This is a genomic window from Ralstonia pickettii (genome assembly GCF_030582395.1).
Taxonomy (GTDB): domain Bacteria; phylum Pseudomonadota; class Gammaproteobacteria; order Burkholderiales; family Burkholderiaceae; genus Ralstonia; species Ralstonia pickettii_D.
Window position 1 is genome coordinate 1,683,547 of the sequence record NZ_CP104381.1, and the last position, 12,662, is coordinate 1,696,208.

10 protein-coding genes are annotated in these 12,662 nt (G+C 63.7%); 5 read left to right on the plus strand and 5 right to left on the minus strand.

Features of this window, described 5'->3' with window-relative positions; genetic code table 11:
• Positions 1–147: 147 nt before the first annotated feature.
• Positions 148–3,267, minus strand: a complete 3,120-nt coding sequence (locus N5B55_RS08070; RefSeq protein WP_065856326.1) for an efflux RND transporter permease subunit — start codon at positions 3,265–3,267, stop codon at positions 148–150.
• Positions 3,268–3,309: 42 nt separating this feature from the next.
• Positions 3,310–4,518, minus strand: a complete 1,209-nt coding sequence (locus N5B55_RS08075; RefSeq protein WP_065856328.1) for an efflux RND transporter periplasmic adaptor subunit — start codon at positions 4,516–4,518, stop codon at positions 3,310–3,312.
• A 185-nt stretch (positions 4,519–4,703) separates the two neighbouring features.
• On the opposite strand from N5B55_RS08075, the gene hpnD reads away from it, so the two are divergent.
• The gene (gene hpnD, locus N5B55_RS08080; protein ID WP_116576591.1) at positions 4,704–5,537 is read left to right on the plus strand and encodes a presqualene diphosphate synthase HpnD; all 834 of its coding nucleotides are present in this window, start codon (positions 4,704–4,706) and stop codon (positions 5,535–5,537) included.
• Here hpnD and N5B55_RS08085 read toward each other — a convergent pair whose 3' ends face one another.
• The 3 genes from N5B55_RS08085 to N5B55_RS08095 form a co-directional block, all read right to left on the minus strand.
• Positions 5,538–6,722, minus strand: a complete 1,185-nt coding sequence (locus tag N5B55_RS08085) for a DUF1501 domain-containing protein (protein ID WP_304539718.1) — start codon at positions 6,720–6,722, stop codon at positions 5,538–5,540. It lies immediately after the preceding gene.
• A 25-nt stretch (positions 6,723–6,747) separates the two neighbouring features.
• Positions 6,748–8,385, minus strand: a complete 1,638-nt coding sequence (locus N5B55_RS08090) for a DUF1800 domain-containing protein (RefSeq protein ID WP_304539719.1) — start codon at positions 8,383–8,385, stop codon at positions 6,748–6,750.
• Between the two features lie 69 nt (positions 8,386–8,454).
• Positions 8,455–8,901 carry a hypothetical protein gene (locus N5B55_RS08095; RefSeq protein WP_065856337.1) on the minus strand — a complete coding sequence of 149 codons (447 nt, stop codon included), beginning with the start codon at positions 8,899–8,901 and terminating at the stop codon, positions 8,455–8,457.
• A 190-nt stretch (positions 8,902–9,091) separates the two neighbouring features.
• On the opposite strand from N5B55_RS08095, the gene ompR reads away from it, so the two are divergent.
• The 4 genes from ompR (at position 9,092) to N5B55_RS08115 (ending at position 12,643) form a co-directional block, all read left to right on the plus strand.
• Entirely contained in the window at positions 9,092–9,814 is a 723-nt protein-coding gene (gene ompR / locus N5B55_RS08100; RefSeq protein ID WP_004627064.1) for an osmolarity response regulator transcription factor OmpR, read from the plus strand.
• A 33-nt stretch (positions 9,815–9,847) separates the two neighbouring features.
• Positions 9,848–11,209, plus strand: coding sequence for an ATP-binding protein (locus N5B55_RS08105; protein WP_304539720.1), 1,362 nt, complete (start codon positions 9,848–9,850; stop codon positions 11,207–11,209).
• Positions 11,210–11,493: 284 nt separating this feature from the next.
• Positions 11,494–12,042, plus strand: a complete 549-nt coding sequence (locus N5B55_RS08110) for a peroxiredoxin (RefSeq protein ID WP_027681312.1) — start codon at positions 11,494–11,496, stop codon at positions 12,040–12,042.
• A 79-nt stretch (positions 12,043–12,121) separates the two neighbouring features.
• Positions 12,122–12,643, plus strand: coding sequence for a carboxymuconolactone decarboxylase family protein (locus tag N5B55_RS08115; protein WP_154206875.1), 522 nt, complete (start codon positions 12,122–12,124; stop codon positions 12,641–12,643).
• Positions 12,644–12,662: the final 19 nt, after the last annotated feature.

The window sequence follows — 12,662 nt, forward strand, 5'->3', positions numbered from 1 at the left end:
ATGGATCGCGGCGCCCCTGAGCGGAGGCGCCGGAAAGGAAGCCCGCGATTATATCGCAGTCGTTGGGGGGTTTCCATCCCCTACCCGATTTGACTAGGTGTACGGGTTCGAGTCCCCTCCCTTGCACCCGCTGCCTGCGCGCAAACGTCAGACCGCCGGGGCGGCCGCTTGCGCATCGGGCCGCTTGACGCGGAACCACGCCGCATACAACGCCGGCAGGAACAGCAGCGTCAACACCGTGGCGATGATCAGGCCACCCATGATGGCGGCGGCCATCGGGCCCCAGAACACGCTGCGCGACAGCGGAATCATTGCCAGCACCGCCGCCGCCGCGGTCAGGATGATCGGCCGGAAACGACGCACGGCCGCTTCGACGATGGCATTCCACGTCGGCACGCCGGCCGCCACATCCTGCTCGATCTGGTCCACCAGAATGACCGAATTCCGGATGATCATCCCGATCAGCGCCGTAATACCGAGTTGCGCAACAAAGCCCATCGGCGCGCGCAGCAGCAGCAACGTGGCTGCCGCGCCAATCAGCCCCAGCGGGCCGGTCAGGAACACCATCACCGAGCGCGAGAAGCTGTGCAGCTGGAGCATCAGCAGCGTGAAGATGATGAAAATGCACAGCGGCATTTGTGCAGCGATGGACGCACCCGCGTTAGCACTTTCCTCTTCTGCGCCGGCAATCTTGATCTGATAGTCCGGCGGCAGGTCCGCGCGAATCTTATCAAGCAACGGATTGATCTGCGCCGTGACGGTCGGGCCCTGCACGCCGTCCACCACGTCGGATTGCACGGTGATGCCGTAGTCGCGGTTCTCGCGCCAGATCACGCCGGGTTCCCACGCAAAACCAACTCGCGCCACCTGCGTCAGCGGCACCGTGCGACCACTGCTGGTCGGGACTTGCACGCGCTGCAGTGCGTCGAGCGTGTTGCGCTCGTCCTCCTGCGGCCGCATCACGATGTCGAGCAGCTTGTCGCCGTCGCGGTATTGGGCGATGGGCGCGCCGGACATCACCGTCTGCGTGACCTGCGAGATGGAACCGGTCGACACACCCAGCGCACGCGCCTTGTCCTGGTCGATGTCCAGGCGCAGCACCTTGACGTTCTCGTTCCAGTTGTCGTTCACGCCCACGGTGTTCGGATTGGCGCTCATGATGGCCTTGACCTGATCGGCAATCTTGCGCACCCCGCCAATGTCCGGGCCCATCACGCGGAACTGCACCGGATACGGCACCGGCGGCCCGTTCGGCAGCAGTTTCACGCGGCCGCGCAGATGCGGGAATTGCGACTTCAGCAGCCCAATGACGTGTTGCCGCACACCCTCGCGCGCCTCCAGCGAAGTGGGCATCACGATGGCCTGCGCCACGTTTGTCTGCGGAAGAATCTGGTCCAGCGGCAGGTAGAAGCGTGGCGCACCCGAGCCGATGAACAGCGTCACGCTGTCAACGTTCTGCTCCTTGCGCATCAGGGCTTCAAAGCGTTTGGCTTCGGTTTCGGTCTGGTTGAAGCTGGAGCCTTCCGGCAACCACAGCTCGACCATCAGTTCCGGGCGGCTGGAGTCGGGGAAGAACTGCTTCTCGACATACTTGAAGCCGAACACGCCCAGCCCGAAGGCCACCAGCGTGATGACGATCACCGTCTTGCGGTACTCCACGCACCAGTTCACCCAGCCGCGAAAGCGGTTGTAGAACGGCGTGTCGAACAGCTCGTGGTGCCCGCCGCCCTCCACATGCGATTTCGTCCGCAGCAGCAGGAAACCGAGGTACGGCACAAACACCACCGCCGCAAACCACGAAAGCACCAGCGCCAGTGCCGTCACCGCAAAGATGCCGAACGTGTATTCACCCACCGTCGAACGCGCCAGCCCCACCGGCAGGAAACCCGTGGCGGTGATGAGCGTGCCGGTCAGCATCGGCATGGCGGTCGACGTGTACGCGAAGGTGGCCGCCTCCATCTTGGAGAAGCCCTCTTCCAGCTTGCGCACCATCATTTCGACCGCGATGATCGCGTCGTCCACCAGCAGGCCCAGCGCAATGATCAGCGCACCAAGCGAAATCTTGTGCAGCCCGATGTCGAAGATGTTCATGAACAGGAACGTCACCGCCAGCACCAGCGGGATCGTCAGGCCCACCACCAAGCCCGGCCAAACGTCAATGCGCAGCTTCGGCTTGGTATGCAACCCGAGCGAGAGGAAACTCACGCCCAGCACGATCACCACCGCCTCGATCAGCACGTGCACGAACTCGCCCACCGAACTCTGCACCGATTTCGGCTGGTTCTGCACCTGCTGCATCTCGATGCCCATCGGCAGCTTTGCGCGGATCTTGTCGACCGTGGCGCGCAAGTCCTTGCCGAGCTGAATGATGTCACCGCCCTTGGTCATCGAGATACCCAGGCCGATCACCTCCTTGCCGTTGAAGCGCATCTTGGCGTGCGGCGGGTCTACGTAGCCGTGCTTGACGGTGGCGATGTCTCCGAGGCGGATATTCGTGGTGCCGCCGGGGCCGCGCAGCGTCAAGTTCTCCAGATCGCGGATGTCCGAAAACTGGCCCGACAGGCGAATCTGCACGTTGTCGGTCGGCGTGACCAGCACACCGCTGGGGCCGATGTTGTTCTGCTGGCTGATCTGCGTGGCGATGCTGTTGATGTCCAGACCCATCTGCGACAGCTTGGCCTGCTGGAACTCGATGTAGATCTTTTCGTCCTGATCGCCCAGCAGTTCGACCTTGGCGACGTTGGGCACGCGCAGCAGCTGCTGGCGGATCGCATCGGCGTAGTCGTTGAGCTGGCGATAAGTGAAGCCATCGGCGGACAGCGCATAGATCGAGCCATACACGTCGCCGAAATCATCATTGAAGTACGGCCCGCGCACGCCTTGCGGCAACGTAGGCGCGATATCGCCCACTTTCTTGCGCACGGTGTACCAAAGCTGCTGCGTTTCCTTGGCGGGCGACGTGTCGGCCAGTTGGAAGGTGACGAGCGTTTCGCCCGGCTTGGAGTAGCTGCGGATCTTCCAAGCGTATGGCACCTCCTGCAGCGCCTTCTCGATCTTGTCGGTTACCTGGCGCGACATCTGCTCGGCCGTGGCGCCGGGCCAGAAGGCCTGCACGACCATCGCGCGGAAGGTGAAGGGCGGATCTTCGTCCTGCCCCAGCTTGGAATACGCAAAGATGCCGCCGAGCAACAGCGCCACCAGCAAGAAGCGCGTGAGCGGCTGATGTTCAAGCGCCCAGCGTGACAGGTTGAAACGGGAATGTTCCATACGCGCGAAGGTTGGCGTGTTGGGGCGGGAGCCGGATGCGGCTTACCGGCGCGGCGTGATGGCGGACTGCGCCGACGGCTGATCGGCCGGCGCCATCGGCATCACCTTCTGGCCGGCCTTGAGCAGGTGCACGCCGGCGGTCACGATGGTCTGGCCGGGTTGCAGCCCGCTCGTCACCAGCAGCACGTTGTCGCGTGGCGCGCCCACCGTCACCGGCACGGGCTTCACCGTTTGCGATGCGGCGTCGTACAGCCAGACCACGTTTTTGCCTTGATCCTGGAGCAGCGCGCTCATCGGCACCCGCACGCCCATGCCGCCGCTATCGCCACCGCCGCCGGGCCGCACAAAGGTGGCCGCTGCGGTCATGCCAAGCTTGAGTTCCGGCGGTGGATTCGGTACCGAAATCTTGACGGTGTACGTGCGTGTGACCGGGTCGGCTGCCGGCGCAATCTCGCGCACCTTGGCCGGAATGCTGCGCGACTGATCGGCCCACAGCTTCACGCTCACCTCGGGTGATTTGCGCAGCGTGTCCACCTGATCCTCGGGAATGCCGACCACGACTTCCTTCTCGGCCGTCTGGGCCACACGCACGACCGGTTGACCCGCGGACACCACCTGCCCGACTTCGGCGTCGACCCCGGTCACTACGCCATCGGCGTCGGCTTCAAGCGTGGCATAACCGGCTTGATTCACCTGGTTGCGGTAGCCGGCGCCGGCTTGCTCGTAGCGGGCTTGCGCGGCGTCATAGTTGGCTTGATGGCGCTGCTGTTCCGCGGCGCTGATGAAGCCCTTGGCGAACAGTTCGGAGTAGCGCTTCAGATCAGCCGCGGCCAGATCGCGATCGGTCTTGGCCGCCGACAACTGCGCCTGGGCCGATTGCTGGGCAAGCGCCAGATCGGTCGGGTCCAGCCGTGCAAGCACCTGGCCTTTCTTGACGGTGGCGCCAACGTCCACGAGCCGGGCGACGATCTTGCCCGGTACGCGGAAGCCCAGGCGCGATTCGATGCGCGGGCGTACGTCGCCGGAGAATTCCGCGGTGCCGGCGCCCTGCTCGCTGGTCACCGTCATGGTCCGCACCGGGCGCACCTCGGGCGCCTTGGGTGGCTCCTTGCTGCAGCCGGCCAGTAGCGCCGCGCCGGTCAGCAAAGCCGCCGATGCCGCTGTCGGCAATGAACGCCTGCGCGGCCGAGACCGCGTGTCGGAGAAACCGGTGAAGTCGGAATGCGGGTACGGCAAACGCAACGCTGGCATGACACGCTCTCAGTAAATAACTGACCGGTCAGTAATATACCCACGGCAATGCGCAGGGTCAACGACACGGCCGCGTCTGATTGACTTTTCTCGGCAGGTGCCCAGGCAAGGCTTTACGGCATGCTGCACCGCAACGCGCTGTAGAATGGCCGCCCTGCTTCAAACCTCACCAGAACGGCCTTCCCGTGACCCCCGACGATTACTGCGCCGACAAAGCGGCACCGCCCGGCAGCGACGTGTACTACAGCGTATTGTTTCTGGCGCCCGAACGCCGCCGCGCGACCATCGCGCTGGAAGCCGTACGCCGCGAACTGGAAGACGCCGTACGCGACGCGAGCGATCCGGCGGTCGTTCAATCGAAGCTGCAGTGGTGGCGGCAGGAACTGGCGCGGCTGTTCGAGGGCCGCCCTGAGCACCCCGCGGCGAAGGCATTGCAGCCGCATCTGGCCCGCTACGATATCGGCGCCGTGCATCTGGGCGAATTATTGGCCGGCGTCGAGGCAGACGCCATGCAGAACCGCTACCTGGACTGGCCCAACCTGCGCCGTCACGGCGATCAGGTGGCGGGCGTGGCAGGCCGGCTGACGGCTCGCATCGCCGGACAGACGCATGCACGCACGCTGGAGTTCGCGCGGCTGATGGCGCTAACCGAACAGCTTGTCCATTTCATACGAAACCTGGGCGAAGACGTGCGCCATAACCGCGTCTACATCCCCGTCGACGAACTGCAGCGGTTCAACGTACCCGCCGCCGATCTGTTCAATCGCCGGTATGCAGAGGGCTTCAAGCCGTTGATGGCATTTCAGGCCGAGCGTGCCCGCGCGACCTACAAGGAAGCACTTGCCGCGCTGCCGGCAGAAGACCGCCGCGCGCAGCGTTCAGCGCTGATTCGCGGCGTGCTGGCCATGCGGCTGCTCGACGAGGTGGAAGCCGACGGCTTCCAGGTGCTCACGCAGCGTACGGACCTGACGCCGCTGCGCAAGCTCTGGCTGGCCTGGAAGACACAGATCCGCGCTTGATCAGGCCTTGATGAGGTCCAGTGGCGCAAACCGCCCAGCCAACACGGGCTGCGAATCCATCCCCCACCAGCGCTCCAGCACCGTGGCGTAAAGCGAGCGGAAATCGACCGACGGGTCGAGATTGCCGCCGCCGTCCAGCCGTTCCAGCACCGGGCCCTGCCCGGCCAGCCCACCCTTGACGCGGCCACCGGCCACGAAATGGGCGGCAGCCGTGCCATGATCCGTACCGTTGTTCAGGTTTTCGCGGGGGCGGCGGCCAAACTCCGAATACGTGACGATCAGCGTGTCGTTCCAGCGGCCCAACTCCGTCAACGCGCTCTTGAGTGAAGCGATGCCTTCGCCCAACTGCCGCAACAGGTTCGCCTGCGTGCCTTGCTGATTGGTATGGGTATCAAAGCTGCCGAGCGACAGGCACACCACGGCAACGTCCGCACCGCCACGGCCCGGTGCTGCCACCACCTGCATCGCCGCCTTGATCGAGTTACCGAACCCGCCGTCCGGAAAATGCGTCTGGAACGCGAACTTGCCGGACTTCGGACGCAGACCGTCGGCGGCTTTGACAATGTCCGACTCGACCTTCAGCACGTGCGCCAGCGTGGCGTTGCCCATGGCATGCGAAGGCATCGCCAGTTTGGCTTCGTTGAGAAACGCATCGGGATTGGCCAGCGCCACGGCACGTGCGCCGCCGTCGAGCGGGCCAAGATCAGCAGTGCCGATGATCACGCCATCGGCGCCGAACGATGGCGGCACGGGCCGCGCGGCAAACGCACGCGTCAACCAGCCCTCGCGCAGGTACTGGTCGGAGCGCGAGGCCGTGTCCCAGATCTCGATCGAGCGAAAGTGCGAGAGATTCGGCTGCGGATACGACAACCCCTGCACCACCGACAATTCCCCCGCCTGCCACAGCGGCATCATCGCCTGCAAAGACGGATGCAGCCCGTAGCGGTCATCCAGCTGCAGCACCTGCTCCCGCTTGATGGCGATGCGCGGGCGCAGCGCGTAATACTGCGCGCTTGTGTACGGCACCACGGTGTTCAGCCCGTCGTTGCCGCCCTTCAGTTCGATGAGGATGAGCAGATTGCCGTAGCCCTTGCGCTTGTCTTGCCCTTGCGCAAAGACAATCCCCGGGACCGCGGCACCCATGCCGAGCATGGCGCCTGCCTTCAGAAAATCGCGACGTTCCATGATGTGTGCTCCTGCAGCGATGGCGCTACTTCAATTGGTAAGCCGGGTCCATCATCAGCGTGCGCAGGTACGCCGTACCGGCCAGCTTGACGGGAATCGGCGCGGTCGGCTCGATGGGCAAGACGGCGCGCTGGATCGAAATGCGTGGGGCCAGTTGCGGCGGATCATCGCCATCCGCGCCAAACTGCGCCAGCCATTTGGCCGAGTTGAACGACACCATCGTCTGCGACTGCGCCAGCTTGAAGCGGCCCTCCTGGCCCATGCCCTTGAGCGCCTGCCCCAGACCCTGCACGGCGCCGCCCTGCTTCAGGTCTTCGCGCATGGCGGCCATCATCATGCCGGGCTTCTGTTGTTGGCTCTGTTGCTGGGCCTGCTGCTGGGCTGCCGGCGCCTTCATTTCCGTCGAGCGGAAGAGTTGGTCGAGGAACTGCTTGCGTCCCAGCAACGTCGTCGCGTTGATCCACGCATCGCCGCCCGGCCAGCCCTTCACATTGGGCGGGGCCAGCAGGTTCTGCCCAAGCTGCGCCGACTTGATGGCAAACGGCGTCGGGTCGGTGTACTGCACATTGAACTGCTTGAGCGTGCCGACGATCATTTCCACCGGGGACTTCACGAGCGTTGCGCGCGATTGCGGCGCCCAGAACGCCGGGGTGAGGAAGAGCTCGCGCAACGCCACCTTGATGTCGTAGCCGCTTGCCCGGAACGCATCGGCCACGCGCTGCGCCTGTGCCGCATCTACGTCAGGCGAAGTGAACTCGCGCCAAAGCTTGGTAACGATGAAGTTGGCCGTCTCGGGGCGAGACAGCAGGATGTCAAGCATCTGGTCGCCGTCGTAATCGCCGCTCTGGCCAAACACCGTCTTCACGCCCGTGTCGTGAATCTGCGGACGCCAGATGTAGGTGAAATCGTGTTCGCGGTCGATGCTCCAGCCTGTGTAGGTGCGCGCGGCTTCCTTGATGTCCTGTTCGGTGTAATGGCCTTCACCCAGCGTGAACAGCTCCATCACCTCGCGCGCGAAGTTCTCGTTCGGCTTGCCCTTGCGGCTCTCGGCGCCGTCCAGGTAAATCAGCATCGCCGGGTCCTTGCCGATCGCGTGCAGCATCGTGCCGAAGTTGCCCACCGCGTTCTGGCGCAGCAGCACGTTTTGCCGATACATCAATTGCGCGAACGGCACCTTCTGCGAACTGGAAACGAAATGGTTGTGCCAGAACAGCGTCATGCGCTCTGTCAGCGGCGACGGCGTCTTGATCATCTCGCCCATCCACCAGGCCCGCAATTCCAGCTCGTGCGCAGCATTTTTCTGGCGCGCCGCCTTGCGGGCATCCTCGTCGGGCAGCTTGTTGTAGGGGACGATCGGCTCGTTCACCCACGCCGGGGGCGGTTGCGTGGCAACGGTGCCCGTCTGGGCGAGCACCCGGTCGACGGCTTCGCGGTGCGTGAGTCCGGCGTAGGCGTCGAGTTCGCTTTCGGATGGAGCAAAGCCGACGCGGGTGAGGAAATAGCGCGCATCGTCGCGGTCGAGGCGTTGCTCGTCGGCGGCCGGCGCCTTGGCTTGCGCAGTGTGTCGATGCGGCTTGGTCTGCGTTGCCGCGTAGGCGGTCTGCAGTGAAAGCGCGCCGGCGGCGGCCAGCGCCAAGAAGATCGTGGTGCTATGGATTCGCATGTCGGTCCCCCGAAACGATCCTACTGCTTTACCGGGGCAGCGACTCGTGCGCCGTTCCTCGGCCCCTACCTAGCCGCCACGATGGTAGATATCCCGCGTGACGTCATAGATGTTCTGACGCAATTGCTTGCGTTCCTCGGGAGACAGCTTGCGTTGCGCAGACCCTCGATCGGCATTCTCTCCACGACGGTTTTCCATCGCGGCGGCACGGCGACTGTGTTCTTCGCCGCCATGGCCGCGCGCCGGACCCTGCCCGCCCCTTTTTTCCTGCGCTCCGGCCTGCATCGTATGACCGCCGCCGAAAAAACCGCCGAATCCGCCAAAGCCACCGCGTTCACTGCGCGCGTGCGCCTGCGAGCCGGCCGCACAGAGGGCAAGAACACAGGTCAACAGCGCCGCGCGCCGCCGAAACATCACCGAGCGATTCGAAAAAGGGAGTTGAGAAGCCACGTCTTTGTTGCTGGAAACCGATGCGCCATGCATCATTGCGCGACAATCGATAACAGGCAACCGCATTGCACGCCAGTCCCCTCCACGGGGGGCAACAGACCCCAAACCGTTGCGAGGAACTGCCAAGGCAGTGTAGCTGCGCGTCCTACAGACTGTTCGCGTGACTCGGTAAATAATGTAACCGTCTGTTTCAATTGGGCTATTACCGCCTCCTGTTGTCGATTGGGCCCATGTTTTTGTCGTTACCATTAGCGCCATGGAAAATTCCGGTCAAAAGATTCTCGTCGTCGACGACGACCCCCGCCTGCGCGACCTGCTGCGCCGTTACCTGGGGGAACAGGGCTTCACCGTGCTGGTGGCGGAAAACGCCACGGCCATGAACAAACTCTGGCTGCGCGAGCGCTTCGACCTGCTCGTGCTTGACCTGATGATGCCGGGTGAAGACGGCTTGTCGATCTGCCGTCGCCTGCGCGGCGCAAATGATCAAACGCCCATCATCATGCTTACCGCCAAGGGCGAAGACGTCGACCGCATTGTCGGCCTTGAAATGGGCGCGGACGATTACCTTCCCAAGCCTTTCAACCCCCGCGAACTGATCGCGCGCATCCACGCCGTGCTGCGCCGCCGCGGCCCCGCCGAAATCCCGGGTGCGCCGTCCGAGACGCCGGAAACGTTCGCCTTTGGCGATTTCGTCCTCAACCTGGCCACGCGCACGCTCAAGAAAAACGACGAAGAGATCACCCTCACGACGGGTGAATTCTCCGTGCTCAAGGTGTTTGCACGCCATCCGCGCCAACCCCTATCGCGCGAAAAGCTGATGGAAATGGCGCGCGGCCGCGAATACGAAGTGTTCGACCGCAGCCTTGATGTGCAGATTTCGCGCCTGCGCAAGCTGATCGAACCGGACGCCAGCAACCCGCGCTTCATCCAGACCGTGTGGGGCCTGGGCTACGTGTTCATTCCCGACGGCGCCAAGTAAGCGCCCGAGCAACCTTTCTCTTCCGCATCCGACTTGCGCATCCCGCGTCCGGCCGCGTTACGGCGTCTGCTGATCAGTGTGTTTGGCTCGCTGTTCTGGCGAACCTTCATGCTGATCGCATTGCTGATCGCGATCTCTCTGGGCGTATGGTTCCAGAGCTTCCGTATTTTCGAACGCGAGCCGCGCGCCCAGCAGATCGCCATGCAGGTCGTCAGCGTGGTCAAGCTCACGCGCGCGGCGCTGCTGTATTCCGATCCGTCACGACGCCGCTTCCTGCTGCTCGATCTCGTGCAGAACGAGGGCATCAAGGTCTACCCGCGCGAGAAGGAAGACGAATATCGCGAGCCGCACACCAACCCGTACCTGACGCAGCTTGTCCAAAAGGAAATCCGCAACCGGCTCGGTGCCGACGCGGTGATCGCCACGGCCGTCAACGACATCCCGGGCGTGTGGGTCAGCTTCCAGATCGAGGGCGACGACTACTGGGTCGCCATCAGTCCGGACCGTTTCGAACACGTGCCTGGTTTGCAATGGCTGTGGTGGTCGATGGCGGCGCTGGTGTTGTCGGTGCTGGGCGCGGCGTTCATTACGTCACGCGTGAACCAGCCGCTCAAGCGCTTGGCCGACACGGCGCGCGCCATCAGCGCCGGAGAGGACCCGAAGGCATTGCCCGAAGGCGGCGGCACCGAAGTGGCGCAGGCAAATCACAGCTTCAACCAGATGGTGCGCGACCTCAAGCAGCTTGAGGCCGACCGCGCCGTCATGCTGGCCGGCATCTCGCATGACCTGCGCACGCCGCTCACACGTCTGCGCCTGGAAACCGAGATGAGCCCCGTCGACGAACAGACGCGCGAACTGATGGTGGCCGACATCGAGCAGATGGACGCGATCATCGGCCAGTTCCTCGACTACGCGCGCCCCAGCGGCGAGATGCTCGAAGACGTCGACCTGACCGAACTCGTGCGCGACACGGCGCCCGTCTACTCCGCACACGACGACATCGACCTCACGCTCAAACTCGCGCCCGAGGCCATCGCCCGCTGCAACCGCATGGAAACGCAGCGCATTCTCGACAACCTGATCGAAAACGCACGGCGCTACGGCAAGACGCCGGGCACGAACCGCGCCGAGATTACCGTCAGCACATTCCTGCAAGGCAACGAGGTTGTGTTGTGCGTGGCAGATCGGGGCGCGGGTGTGCCGACGGATCAGCTTGCCTTACTCACCCGGCCGTTCTACCGCCTTGAATCGGCACGCAGCGAAGCCAAGGGCGCCGGGCTGGGCATGTCGATCGTCAATCGCATCCTGCAGCGCAGCGGCGGCCGCCTCGTGCTTGAGAACCGCACACCGCCCGAAACGGGGCTGCTCGTCAGCGCCTGTTACGCGCGTGCCTGATTCGGCACACCGCGCGGCACCTACTTCCGGGCACACCCCCTGCTTCCCAACACTGTCATGCGCCGCCGATAACGTGTGGCGGCAGGCAGCGCTATGGCTCGCGTTGAGAATTTCAATTGGCCGGTTTTGAAATCATCGCCAATACTCCAGCCGCCAGGCTGTGCGCCTGCGCGTTCTTCGTCTCCGTCCGTTTACCGCGTCGAACCCGGACGGCCGGTGAGCGTGTGTCTGCAAGTCCCCGTCTGGGTTCCGTACCCGTTGCCACACAACTCCAGGAGAAGCTCATGAAGACCATTGGTGACAAGCTCGAACCGTTCAAGGTCGTCGGCGTCAAGCCCGGGTTCAACAATCACGAAGAGAACGGCGAGTCGGCGTTCGAAGACATCACCGAAACCTCGTTCCCGGGCAAATGGAAAGTCATCTTCTTCTATCCGAAGGACTTCACCTTTGTCTGCCCGACCGAAATCGTCGCCTTCGCCAAACTGAACGACGACTTTGCCGACCGCGACACGATCGTGCTTGGTGGCTCGACCGACAATGAATTTGTCAAGCTCGCATGGCGCCGCGAGCACAAAGACCTGAACAAGCTCAACCAGTGGTCGTTTGCAGACTCGACGGGTGCCTTGGTCGACCAGCTTGGCGTACGCGAGCATGAGGCTGGCGTTGCGTTGCGCGCCACCTTCATCGTCGACCCGGACAATGTCATCCAGCACGTGTCGGTCAACAACCTGAACGTGGGCCGTAATCCGGACGAAGTGCTGCGCATTCTCGACGGCCTGCAGACGGACGAACTGTGCCCTTGCAACCGCGCAGTCGGCGGCTCGACGCTCTAACGGCCACGCAGCACACTCCAAAGCTGAAGCCCGCCCCTGCGCGGGCTTTCTTTTCAGTGCGCGCTGATGGGAGACAACAATGGAATTTTTGCAGACGCTCAAAGGCCGGATTCCCGACTACGCCAAAGACATCCGCCTGAACCTGGACGGCACGATCGCGCGGTCGTCGCTGGAGGGCAATGACGCCGTGGGCGTCGCGTTGGCGGCCGCCTTTGCCACGAAGTGCAAAGTGCTGACCGATGCCATCCGCAATGCCGGGGTCCTATCGCCCGAGGAGGTGAACGGCGCGCTGACCGCCGCCGCCCTCATGGGCATGAATAACGTCTGGTATCCGTACGTCGAGATGGCCGACGATTCCGACCTCGCGCAGCAGAAAGCGGAGTTGCGCATGAACGCCTACGCCAACAATGGCGGCGTCGACAAGCGCCGGTTCGAGATGTACGCCCTCGCCGCGTCCATCATCGGCAAATGCCATTTCTGCATCAAATCGCACTACGACTTGCTGAAGAATCATCAGGGCATGAGCGCGCAGCAATTGCGCGATGTGGGTCGTATCGCGGCTGTGATCAACGCGGTGGCGCAGGTCATCGCGGCCGAATAGTCGCGTCGATGGCACAAAC

What these genes read in the sequence shown, in the direction of transcription:
- N5B55_RS08070 (WP_065856326.1), bottom strand. Translation starts at nt 3,267, where the DNA reads ATGGAACATTCCCGTTTCAACCTGTCACGCTGGGCGCTTGAACATCAG.
- N5B55_RS08075 (WP_065856328.1), bottom strand. Translation starts at nt 4,518, where the DNA reads ATGCCAGCGTTGCGTTTGCCGTACCCGCATTCCGACTTCACCGGTTTC.
- N5B55_RS08085 (WP_304539718.1), bottom strand. Translation starts at nt 6,722, where the DNA reads ATGGAACGTCGCGATTTTCTGAAGGCAGGCGCCATGCTCGGCATGGGT.
- N5B55_RS08090 (WP_304539719.1), bottom strand. Translation starts at nt 8,385, where the DNA reads ATGCGAATCCATAGCACCACGATCTTCTTGGCGCTGGCCGCCGCCGGC.
- N5B55_RS08095 (WP_065856337.1), bottom strand. Translation starts at nt 8,901, where the DNA reads ATGCGGTTGCCTGTTATCGATTGTCGCGCAATGATGCATGGCGCATCG.
- ompR (WP_004627064.1), top strand. Translation starts at nt 9,092, where the DNA reads ATGGAAAATTCCGGTCAAAAGATTCTCGTCGTCGACGACGACCCCCGC.
- N5B55_RS08110 (WP_027681312.1), top strand. Translation starts at nt 11,494, where the DNA reads ATGAAGACCATTGGTGACAAGCTCGAACCGTTCAAGGTCGTCGGCGTC.
- N5B55_RS08115 (WP_154206875.1), top strand. Translation starts at nt 12,122, where the DNA reads ATGGAATTTTTGCAGACGCTCAAAGGCCGGATTCCCGACTACGCCAAA.